This window comes from Bacillus sp. ABP14, from assembly GCF_001831375.1.
GTDB lineage: Bacteria > Bacillota > Bacilli > Bacillales > Bacillaceae_G > Bacillus_A > Bacillus_A paranthracis.
Genome location: NZ_CP017016.1, coordinates 466,145 through 485,277, shown reverse-complemented (window position 1 = coordinate 485,277; position 19,133 = coordinate 466,145). Strand labels below are relative to the sequence as shown.

Genomic DNA, 19,133 nt, shown 5'->3' with positions numbered 1-19,133 from the left:
CATTATCTCATTGCACATACACTTCCTCAATAAAAAAAACTACCCAAAAGGATAGTCTCTTATACTTCAATATTTCGCAACATCGTATAAATATCGTTGTTCACTTTACCAAACGATTTAATATTGTTTTGAATGTTAGATAATAAAACGACATACACACTTCCGTTTTTACTAAATCCATTCAAGCAATTCCAGCCTGGCATTACACCGTGATTCGAATAACTTCCCGGATCTACGTACCATCCAAACCCGTAATCTTTTTTTCCGCCTGTAAACATTTGATTGTAGCTTTCTTTTGAAATTAGCTTTCCAGAGAAGAGTGCTTCATTAAATAAATATAAATCGTGTGCACTTGTATATATATCACCACAACCATATAGTTGTGACATACTTGGAATATTAGGTGTTGTCATATTGTTATTTACTATTTTATAACCTGTCGATGGAAATCTTGTTTGTTCTAGCTCTCTACCAAAACCAGAATGTTTCATACCAGCAGGTGCAAAAATATGTTGTTTAATATACTCTTCTAACGGTTGTCCGCTTACCTTCTCAGCAATATAGGCGAGTATCGAATAGTTAGAATCGGAATACTTCCATTTCTCTCCTGGACCCCCAACACGCTTTTGGTTTCCTATTCGTTTTATCAGTTCTTCATGCGAAATATCCTCTGTTCCCTGTTCATACTCTGGAATTCCTGATGTATGTGTTAGTAAATGTTTTAACTGAATCCCATTACCTTGAGGGAAATCTGGAATATACTTTGCAATCGTATCCTCTACGTTTAATTTATTTTGATCTTTTAATTGCATAATAGCAGTCGCTACAAATGCCTTTGAAATAGAACCAATATAAAAGGTTGTCTCTGAATTATTCGGTACTTGTTTCTCTTTATTCGCCATACCGTATCCTTTATTCAAAAGAACTTTTCCGTTCTTCACAATAACCGCTGTCCCGCTAAATCCTGTATTTTGTAAATATTGATCTAATTGAGCGTTTTCATTAACTTCTTGAGGTGGTCCCTCAGCAGGCTGTTCTGCAGCTTGTGCTTGCTTCACTTGTTCTTCCTGCTCTTTTTGTTTTTGTGCTTCTTGCTTCTTTTTTTCTTCTTTCTTTTTTAGCTCTTCTTGTTTCTTCATTTCTGCTGCTGCTTTTAAAGTTTCTTCTTTCTTATTATGCGCAACAATTTTTGTATACATGAAATATACAACTGAAAATAGTAAGACGATAATGATTGTTCTTTTTATGTATACAATCGGCCGACGTGCTTTCCCATTCGCATTATTTTTTTCCTGATCCATGATTGCTTTTTTCCCCTTACTCAACAATAATTTACTCCCTCTACTAAAGATTTTTTTTAGTAGATTATGGATACGCCATTCTATGTCATCCCTACTTTATCACGCACTGCACATATTACCAACCTATATGTATAAAAAAGAAAAAGAAAATTTACAAAAGTAAGATTGCTGTTAAATTGTTAACAAAAAAAGAGGATATCCTCTAAAAAAATTGATGTCATCAATCTTTTCGGATATCCTCTTATCTCATTATTTATACGTGTTTTTTCATATCATCGGCAACAGATTCAACATTTGTACCTACAATAACTTGGACACTCGTGTTACTTAATTTCATAACACCTTTTGCACCAGCACGTTTTAATGCTGCTTCGTTTACTTGACCAGCATCTTTCACTTGTAAGCGTAGACGTGTTGCACAGTTATCAATAACTGTTAAGTTTTCTTTTCCACCTAAAGCTGCTACGTAAGTTTCACCAATTGAACCTGCAACTGGAGCTTCTTCGCCTTCAGCTACTTCCTCTTCATCTTCACGACCAGGAGTTTTTAGGTCGAACTTCTTAATTAAGAAGTAGAATACTACAAAGTAAATTGCTGCGTAAATTAAACCAATTCCTGCTAGTAACAATGGTTTTGTTGCAATACCGAAGTTTAAGAAGTAATCGATTGCCCCAGCACTAAATGAGAAACCATCGTGAATGCCAAGTGTTGTTGTAATGAATAGAGACAGACCTGTTAATACAGCATGAATACCATATAATACTGGTGATAAGAACATGAATGAGAATTCAATTGGCTCTGTAATACCAGTTAAGAATGAAGTTAATGCTAGACCACCTAACATACCTGTAACCATTTTACGTTTTTCTGGTTTAGCAGCTGCAATCATTGCGAAACATGCTGCTGGTAAACCGAACATCATAATTGGGAAGAAACCAGTCATGAACATACCTGCTGATGGATCTTTTGCAAAGAAGCGTGCAATATCACCATGAACGATATCGCCAGCTGCATTTGTAAAGTCACCAAGTACGAACCAGAAGTATGTGTTCATTACGTGGTGTAAACCGATTGGAATTAATAAACGGTTTAATAATCCGAATAAACCAGCACCAATTGAACCTAAGTTCACGATACCGTGTGCTACTGCATCAATACCACTTTGAATCGTTGGCCAAATTTGACCGAATACTAATCCTAAAAGAAGCATCACGATTGAAGTAATGATTGGTACAAAACGTTTTCCTGCAAAGAATCCTAACCATTCTGGTAGCTTAATCTTATGGAATTTGTTGTATAGTAACCCAGCAACAACCCCTGCAATAATACCACCGAGTATGGCCATATTAATTTTCGGCGTTAACGCCGCTGCTTTTGAAACCTTTGTCATTGTATCTGCTAATTTAGTTGGATCTACTGAACCGACTAAATCTTGAACACTTTTTAATTTATCATTTAACTCTGCTGCTGAATACGTCTTACTTAGAGCATTCGTTGTATTTTGTAAAACAAGATATCCGATTGCTCCGGCAAGTCCAGCTGCTCCACTACCGTCAACAGACAAACCGATTGCAACACCAATTGCAAAAATAAGTGCTAAATTATCAAAAATTGCTGCACCGGCCTGTGCCATAACAGGAATGTTAAATACGTCTTCTTGTCCTAAACGAAGCAATAATCCTGCTGCTGGTAGTACGGCAATTGGAAGCATTAACGCTTTACCAATACGTTGTAAAAACTGCAACATTTTAATTCCCCCTATCAAATTTATGAAATCGTTATCATTATAAGTACGCCTTAGAAAACGCTTTCTATTTACATAACCATAATAACATATAGTTGTATAGATGTGTAGTTTTTATTTTTGAATTTTTTATGGATAAATCTCCTATTTCCAAACTGTTATATAAAAGGAAATTTCTCCTTTTTCACTACAAAATACGCGAAACGAAAGACCCACTATAGAACATGCAACTTTCGTTTTATCATTCCACTTTTTCATGTTATTATTTATTTCCGAGCATATCGGGAAAAGTAAACTTAGTTAATTCAAAATAGGAGCGTTGGTACTATGCAGTGCATTGAGACAAACAACTTACAACAGTTGTTAGAACAAGTAAAACCATATACGAAAAAAGGAAAGCTTGCTACTTATATCCCCGAACTAGGAAATGCCAATCCAGATGATTTAGGGATTGCCATTTTTCATAAAGAAACAGAATACATCCATGCTGGCAACTCACAAACACTATTCACTCTTCAAAGTATTTCAAAAGTAATTACACTTGCACTTGCCCTTTTAGATCGTGGTGAAGAATATGTATTTTCTAAAGTTGGAATGGAACCAACCGGTGATCCATTTAATTCTATTATTAAATTAGAAACGACAAGTCCTTCTAAACCACTTAATCCAATGATTAATGCAGGGGCACTAGCCATTACAAGCATGTTAGCAGGTAAAGATAATGAAGAAAAAATGGAGCGCATTCTTCATTTCGTACGTGAAATAACAGATAATCCTACTATTAATTATTCTTCTAAAGTTGCGAATTCAGAATTAGAGACAGCTTACTTAAATCGTTCACTTTGTTACTATATGAAACAAAACGGAATTATTGATTGTGATATCGAAGAACTGATGGATTTATACACTCGTCAATGTGCAGTTGAGGTAAACTGTATCGATTTAGCACGTATCGGTTTAATTTTTGCAATGGATGGATATGATCCATATAAGGAAAAACAAATTATCCCTAAGCATATTACAAAGATTTGTAAAACATTTATGGTTACATGCGGTATGTATAACGAGTCTGGTGAATTTGCGATTCGTGTTGGTATCCCCGCAAAAAGTGGTGTAGCTGGTGGCATTTTCGGCTGTGTAAAAGGCGAAATGGGAATTGGTATTTTCGGACCAGCTTTAGATGCAAACGGAAATAGTATCGCTGGTTTTAAAATTCTTGAACTTCTTTCTGCTCAAGAAGGTTGGAGCATTTTTTAATTCAGAACTATCCTGCTATACTAGCAGGATTTTTTCATTTCATAAAAATCTTAACTTTATCAGCTATCCATGACCGTACTGAAACCGTACTGAAAGTTTCTCTATATCATGCATATTTGCTCCCCCCTCCTGAATAATATAGTACAACCTAGCGCTATATGTGGAGGTGTGAAAGATGAAGCTAATATTTCAAATGGGAAAACAGCCTGTTCTTGAAAAAACAATTCTTCTTTTTATATTGAGTATTGTAGAAAGCTTAAAGCTAAAAGTTGTTTCACTCGATGAAGCTCACCGATACATATTCAATTTAGAAGTACTTGAACTATTAATGGATCGGAACATCGATGATCAAGTACTTGAACTTATTCATTTCGGAATGGGACTTGAAGACATTCATCATGTGCTTCCTGAAGAACTTGAACATACGATTGAAGAATTAAAGTGGCTTTGTATCCAAGTATTAAGTGAGTACAGTATGCATGAAGAATCAGAACAATTAATTGAAGATATACGTTAAAAAAAGCACCTATGTAGGTGCTTTTAATGTTTTTTCAAACTATTTTTATACGCTTCAATATTTACTGGTAGCTCTTCCTCTTCCAAAGTATGTTCATTTACATCTTTATGAATGAACGCACCTTTAGGTGGTTGGTGATCATGCCCTTTTTTCTTATGATCAAATGCTTTCCCACGTCCCATACAAATCCCCCTTTCTTAAAAGAAATCCGTATTAGTATGGAGAAAAGTACGTCGATATATGCAATCCCTTGCTGTATTTCCAAGGAAATACTCGAACCTTGTTTTCTACTCTCCTTACAACAACTGATCTATCCCGATAAGAATTAATAACACACCCGCAATAACCGTAGCCCATTTCCCTAAGTATTCTGCTAAATATCGTTTTCCTACATACGCAAAGCCACTTATGCAAATAAAACTAAACACCCCAGAAATAGTTGCTGTAAGCCAAAGGTTCAAGTTTGTTACTCCAGCATCAAATCCACCTGCAATATTATTAATAGACAACGCAATCCCTAAAACAATTGCTTCTGAAAAACTAATTGTTTTAGAACCATCAAAATCTGCTTTTTCTGGATCACGTAAAATTCCCATAAGTACATTACCATCTTTAGAGCCTACGGTATTTCTTTGCCCCAAGAAAGGCTGGCACAAAATAAACACACCGATTATCGCTAAAACGATTGCTCCAATCAAGTTTGCTGTAAACTCTGAAATAAATAACGCAATCCAGTTCCCAAAAAATCCAGCTAATAAAGTAAATAAAAAACCAAAAAATGCGATAATAAAATTGTTGAACCACGAAATTCTAATTTTACGAATGCCATATGCAATCCCAACACCTGCATTATCTAAATTAGAAGCAATCCCAATTAAAAAAATTGAAAATAGACCTGCCGTACTCATAAATAGCCACCCCTTTTTCTCACTTTTCAATGCATCTTATGAAAATGTTGAGCAACTGTGCCTGTCTGTTTCATATACATGTAATAAATACTCAACATTTTTTCAACAATAAAAAGGAGTGCCTTCGCTATGCCTAAAGAAAATCCAAATGAGCGGCTTAGTAGATTAATAAAAAAACTTTTAAAAGAACGTGCCTTATCTATGCGTCAACTCGGAATGCTTACAAATATTGATCCCGCAACAATCTCAAGAATTATGAATGGTAAACAACCGCCAAAACAAAAACACCTACAAAAATTCGCAGAATGTCTGCAAGTTCCACCCCAATTGTTATTTGATGAAATGTATCCGGATTCTCCTCACATTAATAAAGAAAAGACGGATATGTACACATCTCTTGATACAATTCAGCAAACGCTGCAATCCTCTAACTTATTCGATTTCGACTACACAACAACCCGCGTAAAACAAGAACTTGAAAACTATGAACGATATGCGCAAACAACAGAGGGTGAAAAACGTATTCATGAAAGTTTTGCAAGCAAGTTAGAACAAATTGATAGCGCTGGTCCTTTCATTGAACAATTAACGGATATGTATCAACAATTTTGCAATGAAACGATTTCAAAAGAAGAGCGTGCAGTTCTTGGCGGCGCATTACTGTATTTCATTTTATCGACAGATATCATTCCCGACTATCTCTTTCCAATTGGTTATTTAGATGATGCAATTGCTGTTGAATTAGCGAAAGAGAAATTAATTGAGCTAAAACGAAAGACATAGAAAAATAAAGAACTATTTCAGTTGTTTCTATCCAACTCTGAAATAGTTCACTAAAAAATCGTACAAGTATACATACCTGTACGATTTCAACATACTAATCTATTTTTTTCGTATGACACCATTCGTATATAAATGCTGTTATTACTTTTGTAAATTCAATTAACTGTTCTATTTCTACTTTCTCATTTATTGAATGAGCTTCCTCTAATGTACCTGGTCCGTAAATAACGGCCGGAATATGAAATTCACTAAACCAACCACCATCCGTTACCGTTGCAGACATATCTAAAATTGCATTTTTAGAAAGAATTGATTCGTGTACTGAGCTAAGCGTTTTTACAGCTGCATGTTCACTATCTATTTCTAAAGAAGGGAAAATTTCGCCACGATCCACAATCATTGATTCTCCGCCCCACTTAAATTGCGGTGGATTTTCACTTAACCATGGATCGGCAGCTGCCACTTTCCCAATATACTCTTCAATTTCTTTTATTATTTGTTCATGTGTTTCATTCGGATAAAAGTGCACCGTGATCCATAATCGGCACTCATCGGCAATAAACGCTGCATGTCTTCCACCTTCTATAACAGCTGGATTAATTGTTGTTGTTCCAGACGGATAACCTTCATATGTTTTCATGACTGCCCAGTGACGCTCTAATTCTTGTAAACTTTGCACAATTTTCATCATTTTTTCAATCGCGCTCGCTCCGAATAAACGCCCCCCTGCATGGATCATTTGCCTACGTGTTGCATCATGAAACGTTTGCGGGCTTTTCACAGTAATCCATCCAGTAATTACGCCGCCCTGTCCTTGCATATGTAAATTACTCGTATCCACTACGACTGCAAAATCAGCTTCATATCCCCTTTTACAGCATTGAAGTGTTCCCGCCTCTCCAACTTCTTCCCCAATTACGGATTGAAAGATTACATCTCCAGGTAATTCAATGCCAGCTTCTTGTAAAAGCTGAATAGCAAATAGTGCCCCAGCCAGTCCCCCTTTCATATCTGCTGCACCACGTCCAACTAACCAACCATCTTTTATAAATGGCTCAAACGGATTCGTTTCCCACGCCTCATCTGCTGATACTTCAGCTACATCCATATGTCCATTAATAATAAGACTTTTATGTGTGTCACTTTCTGTCCCTTTTTTCACCCCAACAACGTTCGGGTCATTCGGATATACATCCCATTTATCAACACTAAAATTTCGTTTTCTTAAAAACTGTGCAACAAATTCTTGCGCCTCATTTGTATTTCTCGCCGGCGGTGCTGGTGTTTCAAAACGAATTAATGTTTTTGTAAGCTCTAGTAACTCATTTTTTCGTAGATCAATCTGTTCTAATAGCTGTGCAACTTCTTCATTCATCGCTAATTCCCCTTTGCATACGTAGTATGTTTCCAGCTTTATTTTCACAAAAAAAGAGACTGTTTACAATTTTACAGTCTCCGAATTACTCAATATTATAAACTTTCTACTTCTGTTGTATTTGTCTTTTCAATATGCTCCAAGTTACTCCCCTTATTTCTTGTCGCACGGTAAAACAGTAAACAAACAATCATAAAGGGAATACCACAATACAATGCCATTCTTTGTTCTGGAATAAAGGCCATACCAACAATTACCGTTACATTTAATACTAACGCAAGCAGTGGTACGAACGGATACAGCGGTGTTTTAAATTTCAAGTTTTTCACATCTCCGCCCTGCTTCACATATGACCTTCTAGCTAATAAGTTAGATAGAGCAATAGATGCCCAAACTAATATCGCTCCGAACCCGGCAATAGAAAGTAGCCATAAATAAACTGTATCTTCCGCATAAATACCTGATAGTAATGAAAGGCAACCTACAATTGTACTTACAATCAATGCATAAATAGGAACACCATTTTTAGATAACTTACCGAAAATCGGACTAATCATTCCTTGATTAGACATAGACCATAGCATACGAGAAGTTGCATATAATCCTGAATTCGCAACGGATAGAACCGCTGTAATAATAACGAAATTGATAATATCGGCTGCATAAGGAATACCAATTTTATCAAATACAACTACGAATGGACTTTCTATCACTCCTGCTTGTTGCCATGGGAATAATCCTGCAAGAATGAAAATAGATAATACAAAGAACACAAGTATACGCCAAACTGTATTATTAATTGCCTTCGGGATCGTTTTCTCTGGATTTTCACTCTCCCCAGCTGCAATACCAACCAGCTCTGTTCCTTGGAAGGAAAAATTAACAGCAATCATCGTAATTAAAATAGCGGATAATCCATTTGGAAACAACCCACCATAATCAGTAAAGCTAGAAAACATTGGTGCTGGTTCATTTCCTTTCATATCTAGAAAACCAAACATTGCTGCCCCGCCCAAAATAATAAATGCAATGATTGTAATGACTTTAATACTTGCAAACCAAAATTCAACTTCTGCAAAACTTCTTGAAGATAACGCATTAATAGCAAAAAGTAATGCCGCAAACACTACGCACCAAATCCAAGACGGTACATCAGGAAACCATCGTTTCATTAAAATACTAACTGCAATTAATTCAATACCTATTGTAGCCGACCAGTTTAGCCACGACATCCATCCGACTACATAACCCGCTGCAGGGGAAATATGCTTCGTCGCATACGTTTGATAAGATCCTGCGTCAGGCATCGCAACAGCTAATTCCCCGAGACAGAGCATCGTTAAATACATAACAAATCCTCCAACAAGATAAGCTACAATCGCTCCTCCAGGCCCAGCTTCATGAATTGTATACCCCGATCCTAAAAAAAGTCCGGTACCAATAACTCCTCCAAGTGCAATCATAAATATGTGTCTGCTTTTCAATTCCCTTTTTAATCCTTGGTTTTGATCCATCATAAAAATCCCCCCTTTTCCCTTTGGAAACCCATTTCATGTAAGCGTTTTTAAAATTTTTTATACGAAAAATAATTATTGAAAAGAGCAAAATACATAGTATTAATCACTACCTGTTATTAAAAGATCATCCCTCACTGTTATTAATAACTTTTTATCAGCGATAGCTTGTCCTTCTACTACTTCTAATGACTCGATATATCCACTGATTCCTACCTTAATTTCTACTTTCTGTTTATCTATTGTTTCAATTAACGCTAATTTCTCCCATTCGTATACGTAAGAACTTTCCGTAACAAATAACTTCTCAACTTTCCCGTAACAAGGACTATACACGCCTTCTATAACCGTCTTCACTTTATACACTCCTCCTTCTTATTAATTGGTACTGAAACGTTGCATATCCCTCCTTTAAAAATTTCAACTATTCTTTATGCAAAATGCGTACCAATCTTAAATTCCTATTTAAAATGAGGGTTCCTCACAAAAAAATCTTCATAACCGCAAATTTTTTCTACCGTGTAAGAAGTTTTAAAAGGAAAATCGCAAAAAAATTTTGCGATTTTATAAGAATTTTAATAAAATTATAAAAAGTCAGTCTTCATAGGGTGAAATGAGGAGAAGATAATCTATGCGTACAGAAGAAATTAATTTGAAACAGATCATTGAAATGAATATGCTATATGAAACTTTGCTCAATGAACTCGATATCGGGATTCATATTATTAATGAGGAAGGTAAAACGATTATCTATAACCGTAAAATGATGGAAATTGAATCAATGGAGCGCTCAGATGTGCTATATAAAAGTCCTTTAGAAGTATTCGCATTTGAAGAAAATAAAAATAGTACTCTTATAGAAGCATTAAAATTAGGAAAAACAAACAAAAATATAAAACAAACGTACTTTAACAATAAAGGGCAAGAAATTACGACGATTAACGATACTTTCCCTATAATAGAAAATGGAAAAATTAAAGGCGCTATTGAAATTTCAAAAGAGATGAATCACTTAAAGCAAACAATAAAAATGGACTCTTCCCGAAAACAAAACACTAAATTTACCTTTGATCACATAATTGGTGATTCTGAAGCCATTCAATCAACCATTGCGGAAGGAAAAAGGGTAATTCGTACATCCTCCTCCATACTTCTCGTAGGAGAAACAGGAACTGGAAAAGAACTATTTGCACAAAGTATCCATAATGAAAGTCAGCGTTCAGGCAAACCATTTATTTCACAAAACTGTGCCGCTATACCTGATACGTTAATGGAAAGTTTATTATTTGGTACGAACCGGGGGGCATTTACAGGAGCAATCGATAAAGCTGGTTTATTTGAAGAAGCGAACGGAGGAACTTTGTTATTAGATGAGATCAACTCATTAAGTCCAGCACTTCAAGCGAAGTTACTGCGAGCTATACAAGAAAAAACAATACGAAGAATCGGGGGCACACAAGAAAAAGAAATTGATGTTCGTATTATAGCAACTATTAATGAAGACCCCCTTGAAGCTATTACACATAATCGATTACGGGAAGACTTATATTACCGATTAAGCGTCGTTACTTTATGCCTCCCGCCTTTACGTGAACGAAAAGAAGATATTTCCGCTCTTGTTCAGCACTTTATCGAAAAGTACAACATTCAATTTGGACTCGCTGTAACGGATGTAGATATACATGTAAGAGAATTCTTGTATGCATATGATTGGCCTGGAAACGTCCGAGAATTGGAACATATCATTGAAGGTTCAATGAACTTGGTTGAAGATGAAAATATTATTACGGCGTTTCATCTTCCTACTCGCTTTCGTGAACAAATAAAAAAAGAATCCAATACGCAACCTTTCCTAACTAATAACGATACTGATAGACCTAAAACGTTAAAACACACAATAGAAGCAATGGAAAAGAACTACATCACTCAAATTCTGAAAGAGTATCACGGTAATATTTCACAAGCTGCAAAGTTTTTAGGATTAAGTAGGCAAAACTTACAATATCGAATTAAAAAACTGCATTTACACATATGAAATGAAACTTGAATGAGTCGATTACTAACTCTCACCTATTCGACTTTTATTGCTTATTCATATAGCAGAAATCTGCTTTAATGTACAAATAAACATTTGGTAAAATATGCTATAATAAAAATATAACATACTAGAAAGGAACGATATATATGAGTAATGATAACAAATTAAAGTTATTACAATACTTAGCCTTCTTCCCTACCATTGTATGTATGATGTTACTAGTTGATATAAACGCCTATCCTTATGCAAAACTATTAGCAACAATTAGCGGCTCTTTTGCAGCTATTATGCTTGCTGTTTTTTGGAATTTGAAGATACGTATGAAGAAAGAGAAATCTTCTTAACGCCAAAACATAAAAAAATCGAGCCTACACAGCTCGATTTTTTTACTGACTATTAAAACTCAACATTCTCCAAATACAAACCACTTGCCTCAGCAAGGCAATTAATTTGATTGCGTTGTTTCGACTCTAAAATGTGTGGAATTGCTTCTGCATCTAATTGTCCTAATCCAACTTCAATTAATGCTCCAACAATTTTTCGTACCATGTTATGAAGGAATCCGTTACCACTTACTCTAATTTGTACAAATCCTGCTTCTTCCATCACTTCAAGTGTATATACTTCTCGAACCATAGACTTTTTCTTTGATTTCGCATTTGAAAAAGCAGTAAAGTCATGTGAACCAACTAAATGTTTCGCAGCTTCTTTCATGCTTTTCACATTTAATTTTTTATTCACATGCATGCTGTATTTACGCATAAATGGATTTGTATGCTCTTCATTCCAAATCTTATAAAGATATGTTTTTGCTTTAGAATTGTAACGAGCATGGAAGCGGTCTTGTACTTCTTCCACGTTCGTAATGCTAATATCATTTGGTAAATATTGATTCAAATATTTTTTCACTTTATGTTCCACTAACTTTTCATCACTTTGAAAGTTAGCAACTTGATTCAAAGCATGCACACCAGCGTCAGTTCTACTGCAACCGATAATTTCAATTTCTTTTCCGACCATTTCAGATATAACACTTTCGATTTTTCCTTGAATCGTATTATCGTTATTACCGAGACGTTGCCATCCTTTAAAACGTGCACCATCGTACTGAATCGTTAATTTATAATTATTCATTTTACTCTCCTTCATAGAAAATATTCCCTCATATCGTGAGGGAATATGAATAAACTCTACTTTCTAACAAGCTTCACTACATTTTCTACATGAGCTGTATGCGGGAACATATCAACTGGTTGCACATACTCCACTTCATAACTCTTCATTAATGCTTGTACATCACGAGCTAATGAAGAAGGATTACAAGATACATAAACAACTTGTTTCGGCTTCACCTTTAAAATTGTTTCCAATAATTTATCATCGCAACCTGTACGAGGTGGATCGACAACAATTACATCTGGACGCCATCCTTCTTTTACCCATTTCGGTAACCATTGTTCAGCTTTACCTGCTTCATATTTCGTATTTGTAAATCCGTGACGCTTCGCATTTTTTCTTGCATCTGCAATCGCTTCTGGAATTACATCCATACCACGTACTTCCGCCGCATCATTTGCAAGCCAAAGTCCGATTGTACCAACACCACAATACGCATCTACAATTTTCTCATTTCCTGTTAAAGCAGCCGCTTTTTTCGCTTCATTGTATAAAACAACCGTTTGTTCTGGATTCAACTGGAAGAATGCACGTGCTGATAGTTCAAATGATAAATCACCAAGTGTTTCTTGAATTACTTCTTTTCCAGCTAATTTAAATGTTTTATCACCGAAAATAACAGATGTTTTACGCCAGTTTACATTTTGCATAATCGATTTAACAGCTGGCATCTGTTTTTGTACTTCTGCAATAAATTGTTCTTTATTTGGCAACTCTTCTTTTGTTGTAATCAGTGTAACTTGTACTTCCCCTGTTTGAACTGCAGTACGTGTCACAATTGTACGTACTAAACCTTTTTGTTTTTTCTCATTGTAAATAGAAACATTTAATTTTTCTAAAATACGTCTTACAACTTTTGTCGCTTCATTCGTTGCTTTATGTTGAATCATACAATGAGCAATATCAATTAACTGATGTGAGTTTTGTTTATACAGCCCTGTAATAACCTTTTCGTCTTTACGCCCCACTTGTAATTGACTCTTATTACGATAATGCCATGGATTTTCCATGCCAAGCGTCGGACGAATTTTCTCTTCCATACTGTTTTTCATATACTTCTCAAATGCTTGTACAACGATATCACGCTTTTGATTTAATTGTTCTTTATAATCTAAATGTTGCAATTGGCAACCGCCGCACTCTTCGTATACCGGACATGGTGCTTTCACACGATGTGGTGAAGCTTTACGAACTTTTTTCACTTTCGCTTCAGCGAAGCCACGCTGAATTTTCGTCGTTTCAGCAACAACTTCTTCTCCTGGTAATGCCCCGGGAATGAAAACAACTTGTCTCTTAAAATAACCAACGCCTTCTCCGTTAATCCCAAGACGTTTAATTGTCACAGGAAACGTTTGACCAACTTCCAACTTACTCTCATGTTGCTTTTGTATCATTATTACACCTCTACTCTATACTTTTCCATAAATATAACGCTGCATAACTGCAGTATGGTTCACACTCTTGTTTCACGTTTTCTAAAAATGCATCATCAGGTTTCTCATCTAATTGAAATACACCTTGTACTGCACGCTGAATCCCAATGTCTGCTTTCGGAAACATATTTTTCCGTCCAAGCCCAAACATTAAAAAGTTTTGCACTGTCCATGCACCAATCCCCCTAATTGGTAACAATTGTGCTGTAACCTCTTCTTCCGCCCTGGTTTCTATACTCGCTAAATTTAATGTACCGCTGACAATACTTCGCCCTAATCCTACTATATATTCAGCCTTTCGCTGACTAAACTTCTGCTCTCTCAATTCCTCTATTGAAATATTTGCTACTACTTCTGGCGTTGGGAAAAAGAATACACCGTTCTTCTCTGTTCCATATCGTTTCACAAACTGTTCTGTTAACACAGTAGCAAATTTCAAATTTATTTGTTGATGAATGATACAACGAAGAAGACAAGCAAAATAATCAAACTCTAAAATAATTGGAGTATAAGCATATGTTTCAAATAGTGGACGTAATGATGTGTTTAAAAAATGATTTTGTATATCTTGAAACGGTTCATTCCAATGAAAAATGGCCCTCATTCGTTTCATAACTTTCTCTGGATCTCCTGTCTGACTAGAAATCCAAAACTGTGGATTTTGAACAGTACCAATCCCTTGCAGGCGAACAACAATCTGTTCCTCGTCTATACAAATCGGGACATAAATAACTTTCTCATCTAATTGAATGACGTTAAGAGGATCAAAAGATAAACGTTTTAATACTTCTTCAAAATGATACGGATACTCTAACGTAACATGTTCGCTCCACATACGTTTCCCCATCCTTTTTACACATCATTATAGCATGAGAAAACCGCAAGCATACATGCTTACGGTTGATTGCTTTTTACTAAGTCATCTAGACTTTTAAAATGATACCCTTTCTCGCGCAAATCATCAATGATTTTTGCAAGTGCTTCTGCATTATCTTTTGATATTGCATGAAGTAATAAAATAGATCCTGGATGAATCATCGTCATAACATTATTATGCGCATATTGCCATCCTCTTTGCTGATCTACTTTCCAATCCAAAAATGCAAGTGACCAAAATACATTATAGTAGCCCATTTCTTTCGTAAGAGCTAACGTTCTTTCACTAAATACGCCGCGCGGGGGACGTACATATTTCACTTCTTTTTGCCCAGTTACTTTTTTAATTTCTTCCGTTACACTCGTTAATTCTTCACGAAGTTTCTCATCATTTACCGCTGTGAAATCAGGATGACTCCAAGAATGGTTTCCAATAATGTGTCCTTCATTCTTCATTCTTAACAATAAATCTTTTTGTGTTTTAATGTAATGCCCCGTTACAAAGAAAGTTGCTGGTACTTTTTTCTCTTTTAATACGTCTAAGATTTTCCCTGTGTATCCATTCTCATAACCATTATCAAATGTTAAATAAATATCTTTTTTCTTCGTATCCCCTAAATAAAACCCGCCATTTTTTTGTAGTAAATCTGTATATAACTTTCCTGCATCTGGTACTGTTTCATTTTTAGGACGCGGGATTCCCCAGTTATGTGGAGTATTTGTATAAGCTAATGCCGAAACTGGAACAAGTGCCATCATAATTGAAAAAATGAGACCGATATATAACCATTTATGTTTCATAAATAGTCTCCTTTCCATATATAATCGTACTCGTAGTTTCTGTTGCTACGCATTCTTTCATGCTGAACATGTTTTTCTATATATACCAAAAAAATGCATCTCGAATCGTTCGAGATGCATTTTTGTTTACTTAAATACTGGCTCTTTAAAGCTAGCTAATTTTTCAAGTGATGTTTTATCAACATCTGCATGTAAGCTATTACCGTGAGAATCCATTGTTACAACTGCTTTAAATCCATCGATACGTAAATGCCACATTGCCTCTGGAATACCAAATTGTAAGAAATCAACATCTTTCACTTCTTTAATACATTCAGCATAATATTGCGCTGCACCACCAATTGCGTTTAAATATACACCGCCGTGTTCTTCTAAAGCTGCTAATGTTTTCGCACCCATGCCGCCTTTTCCAATGACAGCTCTAATACCGAATTTCTTCATAATATCACCTTGGTACGGTTCTTCACGAATACTTGTCGTTGGACCTGCCGCTTTAATTTGCCAATTGTCATTGTCATCTTTCACAACAACTGGACCACAGTGGTAAATAATTTGTCCATTTAAATCTACTGGACAATCATTATCCATTAAATGCTTATGAATTGCGTCACGACCTGTATACATCATGCCATTAATTGTTACAACATCACCAACACGAAGTTCACGAATTTGCTCTTCTGTAATTGGCGCTTGTAATACAATTTCACGCTGCTCCGTTTTTTCTTGTACTTCTTGCTCCAGTGTATCTTCACCTTCTTGATATAACCAATCCATAATTTCACCTGTTTCAGGATGGATTGTTACACCAAGGCGACGGTATGCCCAGCAATTATACGCCACAGATACGTAGAAACTAGCTGGCAGACGGTTATACACGCCAATTTTACAGCCAAGTAAAGTTGTTTCTCCGCCAAATCCCATCGTACCAATGCCAAGCTTATTCGCATTTTCTAATACATATTCTTCAAGTTGTTGTAATTCTGGGATTGGATTGACATCATCTAATGTACGGAATAATTGATTTTTTGCTAATTCGTAACCTGATGTGCGGTCTCCCCCGATACCAACACCAATTACACCTGCACTACATCCTTGACCTTGTGCTTGATATACTGCATGAAGAAGGCATTTACGAATCCCTTCTAAATCACGGCCAGCTCGTCCAAGTCCTTCTAGTTCACACGGTAAGCTATACTGAATATTTTTATTCTCACAGCCACCCCCCTTTAGGATTAAACGTGCATCAATATAATCTTTTTCCCATTGTTCAAACTTAATAACCGGTGTACCTGGTCCTAAATTATTTCCACTATTGTCTCCAAAAAGAGAATCAACAGAATTTGGACGAAGTTTACCATCTTTTGTCGCCCGCTCAAGCGCATTATAGATAGCTTCCTTCAACTTTAATTGATTCACACCAACTGGTGTATAAATTTTAAACGTTGGCATCCCTGTATCTTGGCAAATTGGCGAGATGTTATCATCAGCCATTTTAATATTATTTGTAATTGTGCCAAGTGCCATCGCAGAACGAGTCCCTGCATTTTCTCGCTCTTTCGCTTGTTGAATCGCACGACGAACATCTTTCGGTAAGTTCGTTGACGTTTCAACAATTAGTTGATACATGCTTTCTTGAAGCTTTTCCATTGTTACTTCCCCCTCAATTGTGAACGCTACCAAAACGTTATGAGCTGAAAATTCCATTGTTATGCTCTTCAGCTTTTTATTTCTTTCACGCTATTCAAGCATACATGAAATTTTTCACAACTTGATTATACCTCTTTTTCTATCGTCCTTCTATTATCCGCACAGAAAAAGGCTACCAAATTGGAATTGGCAGCCTTTTTAATATATTATTCGTCTTTTTTAAATTGCTCACATTTTAATTCTAATTCATCTAGCATTGCAAGAAGACGATCTACATCTTCTAATTCTACTTCTTCAGGTTCAATTGTATCAATTACTTCAATGAACATATTTAAACGTTCTTTTAAATATACTAATTGTGTATCTTTATCTTGAATTGCTTTTCCCATGAAGGCACTCTCCTTTTAATTCGAGTTGCTTTTATTATACCGCAAAAATGATTACAATGGGTATGTAATTTCATCAATTTTGTCACGGTTATTCACTATAATGTAAGCCCTCTCTCTTTTTCCTCTAAAAAGTTTCGCTTTATAAAAAGCACATATTCTTCTATTATAGAGGATGGACAAATTGTTATTTCAATAGTCAAAGGAGTATTTCATATGACGATATCACAAAAAATGAAGCCGATTACTCCTTCTTACGATCCATGGGAAGCGTATATGGACCTTGAAGAGTACGGCAAACTACTATTAACAAATGTTGAGTTTACAACAACGACGTTATGCAATATGCGCTGTGAGCATTGCGCTGTTGGTTACACGTTACAGCCGAAAGACCCGAATCCGCTTCCGATGGATCTTTTATTAAAACGATTAGATGAGATTCCTCATTTACGTTCTTTAAGTATTACTGGCGGAGAACCTATGCTTTCAAAAAAATCCGTCGACAACTATGTAACACCACTCTTAAAATACGCCCACGAACGAGGTGTTCGCACTCAAATCAACTCAAACTTAACTATAGATTTAGCACGTTACGAACAAATTATTCCCTATTTAGACGTATTGCATATATCTCATAACTGGGGAACAATTGACGACTTCGTTGAAGGCGGATTTGCAATGATGGAGCGTAAACCTACGTATGAACAGCGTGCAAAATTATTTGAACGTATGATCACAAATAGTAAAGCTCTATCAGATGCAGGTGTACTCATATCAGCCGAAACGATGTTGAATAAACGAACTCTACCACACATTGAGCATATTCATCGTCAAATCGTTGATGAAATGGGATGTAAACGTCATGAGGTTCACCCAATGTATCCAAGTGACTTCGCGAGTAATCTAGAGATTTTAACAAAATCTGAAATTCGTGATGCAATTGAGCATTTACTAGAAATTCGCGATGAAAATGTATGGATGTTATTTGGAACTTTACCTTTCTATGCTTGTAGCGATGATGAGCGAGACATTGCCACATTTAAAAAATTACAAAAGAGCAAAAATGTAACTGTTCGTAACGATCCCGATGGCCGTTCTCGTTTAAATGTAAATATTTTTGATGGAAATATTATTGTAACGGACTTTGGTGATGTTCCACTTCTAGGTAACATTCAAACAAATACGTTACAAGAAGCGTATGAAAAATGGAGCGCTTCAAAAACAGCAAAATCATTAAGCTGTCACTGTCCAGCAGTAAAATGTCTTGGACCGAATGTTCTTGTAAAAAACAGCTACTATCCAACCGAAGATTTCTTATCAAAAACAGCAAATATTACATTATAAAAAAACGTCAGCTTATAAGCTGACGTTTTTTAT

The 19,133-nt window shown here is 35.8% G+C and carries 20 protein-coding genes; 6 read left to right on the top strand and 14 right to left on the bottom strand.

Translation table 11 applies throughout. The features are described from left to right. Positions 1-59: 59 nt before the first annotated feature. From BGI23_RS02525 to BGI23_RS28890, 3 genes are all read right to left on the bottom strand, one after another. The gene (locus tag BGI23_RS02525) at positions 60-1,301 is read right to left on the bottom strand and encodes a serine hydrolase domain-containing protein (RefSeq protein WP_044790796.1); all 1,242 of its coding nucleotides are present in this window, start codon (positions 1,299-1,301) and stop codon (positions 60-62) included. Between the two features lie 253 nt (positions 1,302-1,554). Beyond that, positions 1,555-3,048, bottom strand: a complete 1,494-nt coding sequence (gene nagE / locus BGI23_RS02520) for an N-acetylglucosamine-specific PTS transporter subunit IIBC (protein WP_000938880.1) — start codon at positions 3,046-3,048, stop codon at positions 1,555-1,557. Positions 3,049-3,189: 141 nt separating this feature from the next. After that, a complete protein-coding gene (locus BGI23_RS28890; protein ID WP_002020305.1) occupies positions 3,190-3,303 on the bottom strand; it encodes a hypothetical protein in 114 nt (37 codons plus the stop codon). A gap of 69 nt (positions 3,304-3,372) precedes the next feature. Here BGI23_RS28890 and glsA point away from each other — a divergent pair, with 69 nt between their 5' ends. Both glsA and BGI23_RS02505 read left to right on the top strand, forming a co-directional pair. After that, positions 3,373-4,302 carry a glutaminase A gene (gene glsA, locus BGI23_RS02515; RefSeq protein ID WP_001149852.1) on the top strand — a complete coding sequence of 310 codons (930 nt, stop codon included), beginning with the start codon at positions 3,373-3,375 and terminating at the stop codon, positions 4,300-4,302. Between the two features lie 175 nt (positions 4,303-4,477). Then, on the top strand, positions 4,478-4,819 hold the full coding sequence (locus BGI23_RS02505) for a DUF3969 family protein (protein ID WP_000766603.1): 342 nt from the start codon (positions 4,478-4,480) through the stop codon (positions 4,817-4,819). A gap of 23 nt (positions 4,820-4,842) precedes the next feature. Here the strand turns inward: BGI23_RS02505 and BGI23_RS28260 are convergent, their stop codons facing one another. Continuing rightward, on the bottom strand, positions 4,843-5,001 hold the full coding sequence (locus tag BGI23_RS28260) for a hypothetical protein (RefSeq protein WP_000532409.1): 159 nt from the start codon (positions 4,999-5,001) through the stop codon (positions 4,843-4,845). A gap of 114 nt (positions 5,002-5,115) precedes the next feature. Continuing rightward, positions 5,116-5,727 (bottom strand): sporulation membrane protein YtaF, encoded by a 612-nt coding sequence (gene ytaF / locus BGI23_RS02495; RefSeq protein WP_000100718.1) that lies wholly within the window; start codon positions 5,725-5,727, stop codon positions 5,116-5,118. Positions 5,728-5,856: 129 nt separating this feature from the next. Between ytaF and BGI23_RS02490 the strand changes: the two genes are divergently transcribed. Further along, complete coding sequence (locus BGI23_RS02490) at positions 5,857-6,510, top strand: helix-turn-helix domain-containing protein (RefSeq protein WP_001123720.1); 654 nt, start codon at positions 5,857-5,859, stop codon at positions 6,508-6,510. 94 nt (positions 6,511-6,604) lie between these two features. Here BGI23_RS02490 and BGI23_RS02485 read toward each other — a convergent pair whose 3' ends face one another. From BGI23_RS02485 to BGI23_RS02475, 3 genes are all read right to left on the bottom strand, one after another. Then, the gene (locus BGI23_RS02485) at positions 6,605-7,885 is read right to left on the bottom strand and encodes an acetylornithine deacetylase (RefSeq protein ID WP_044790797.1); all 1,281 of its coding nucleotides are present in this window, start codon (positions 7,883-7,885) and stop codon (positions 6,605-6,607) included. A 95-nt stretch (positions 7,886-7,980) separates the two neighbouring features. Continuing rightward, a complete protein-coding gene (locus tag BGI23_RS02480; protein ID WP_044790798.1) occupies positions 7,981-9,402 on the bottom strand; it encodes an amino acid permease in 1,422 nt (473 codons plus the stop codon). Between the two features lie 99 nt (positions 9,403-9,501). Continuing rightward, positions 9,502-9,756, bottom strand: a complete 255-nt coding sequence (locus BGI23_RS02475; RefSeq protein WP_000859492.1) for a biotin/lipoyl attachment domain-containing protein — start codon at positions 9,754-9,756, stop codon at positions 9,502-9,504. Positions 9,757-10,030: 274 nt separating this feature from the next. Between BGI23_RS02475 and BGI23_RS02470 the strand changes: the two genes are divergently transcribed. Next, positions 10,031-11,434: a sigma-54 interaction domain-containing protein gene (locus BGI23_RS02470; RefSeq protein WP_070805157.1), complete on the top strand. Its 1,404-nt coding sequence runs from the start codon at positions 10,031-10,033 to the stop codon at positions 11,432-11,434. 149 nt (positions 11,435-11,583) lie between these two features. Next, complete coding sequence (locus tag BGI23_RS02465) at positions 11,584-11,781, top strand: hypothetical protein (RefSeq protein WP_044790800.1); 198 nt, start codon at positions 11,584-11,586, stop codon at positions 11,779-11,781. 52 nt (positions 11,782-11,833) lie between these two features. On the opposite strand, the gene truA is transcribed toward BGI23_RS02465, so the two are convergent. From truA to BGI23_RS02435, 6 genes are all read right to left on the bottom strand, one after another. Beyond that, the gene (truA, locus tag BGI23_RS02460) at positions 11,834-12,571 is read right to left on the bottom strand and encodes a tRNA pseudouridine(38-40) synthase TruA (protein WP_001067308.1); all 738 of its coding nucleotides are present in this window, start codon (positions 12,569-12,571) and stop codon (positions 11,834-11,836) included. Between the two features lie 56 nt (positions 12,572-12,627). Beyond that, positions 12,628-14,007, bottom strand: a complete 1,380-nt coding sequence (gene rlmD / locus BGI23_RS02455) for a 23S rRNA (uracil(1939)-C(5))-methyltransferase RlmD (RefSeq protein WP_000615206.1) — start codon at positions 14,005-14,007, stop codon at positions 12,628-12,630. A 10-nt stretch (positions 14,008-14,017) separates the two neighbouring features. Next, on the bottom strand, positions 14,018-14,881 hold the full coding sequence (locus tag BGI23_RS02450; RefSeq protein WP_044790801.1) for a DNA-3-methyladenine glycosylase family protein: 864 nt from the start codon (positions 14,879-14,881) through the stop codon (positions 14,018-14,020). Between the two features lie 59 nt (positions 14,882-14,940). Further along, positions 14,941-15,723 (bottom strand): delta-lactam-biosynthetic de-N-acetylase, encoded by a 783-nt coding sequence (pdaA, locus tag BGI23_RS02445; RefSeq protein WP_000681212.1) that lies wholly within the window; start codon positions 15,721-15,723, stop codon positions 14,941-14,943. A 126-nt stretch (positions 15,724-15,849) separates the two neighbouring features. After that, positions 15,850-17,370 carry a class I fumarate hydratase gene (fumA, locus tag BGI23_RS02440; RefSeq protein ID WP_000413516.1) on the bottom strand — a complete coding sequence of 507 codons (1,521 nt, stop codon included), beginning with the start codon at positions 17,368-17,370 and terminating at the stop codon, positions 15,850-15,852. A gap of 206 nt (positions 17,371-17,576) precedes the next feature. Continuing rightward, positions 17,577-17,759, bottom strand: coding sequence for an SE1561 family protein (locus BGI23_RS02435; RefSeq protein WP_000513558.1), 183 nt, complete (start codon positions 17,757-17,759; stop codon positions 17,577-17,579). 213 nt (positions 17,760-17,972) lie between these two features. Here BGI23_RS02435 and yfkAB point away from each other — a divergent pair, with 213 nt between their 5' ends. Next, the gene (gene yfkAB / locus BGI23_RS02430; RefSeq protein ID WP_070805156.1) at positions 17,973-19,100 is read left to right on the top strand and encodes a radical SAM/CxCxxxxC motif protein YfkAB; all 1,128 of its coding nucleotides are present in this window, start codon (positions 17,973-17,975) and stop codon (positions 19,098-19,100) included. The last annotated feature ends 33 nt before the right edge of the window (positions 19,101-19,133 follow it).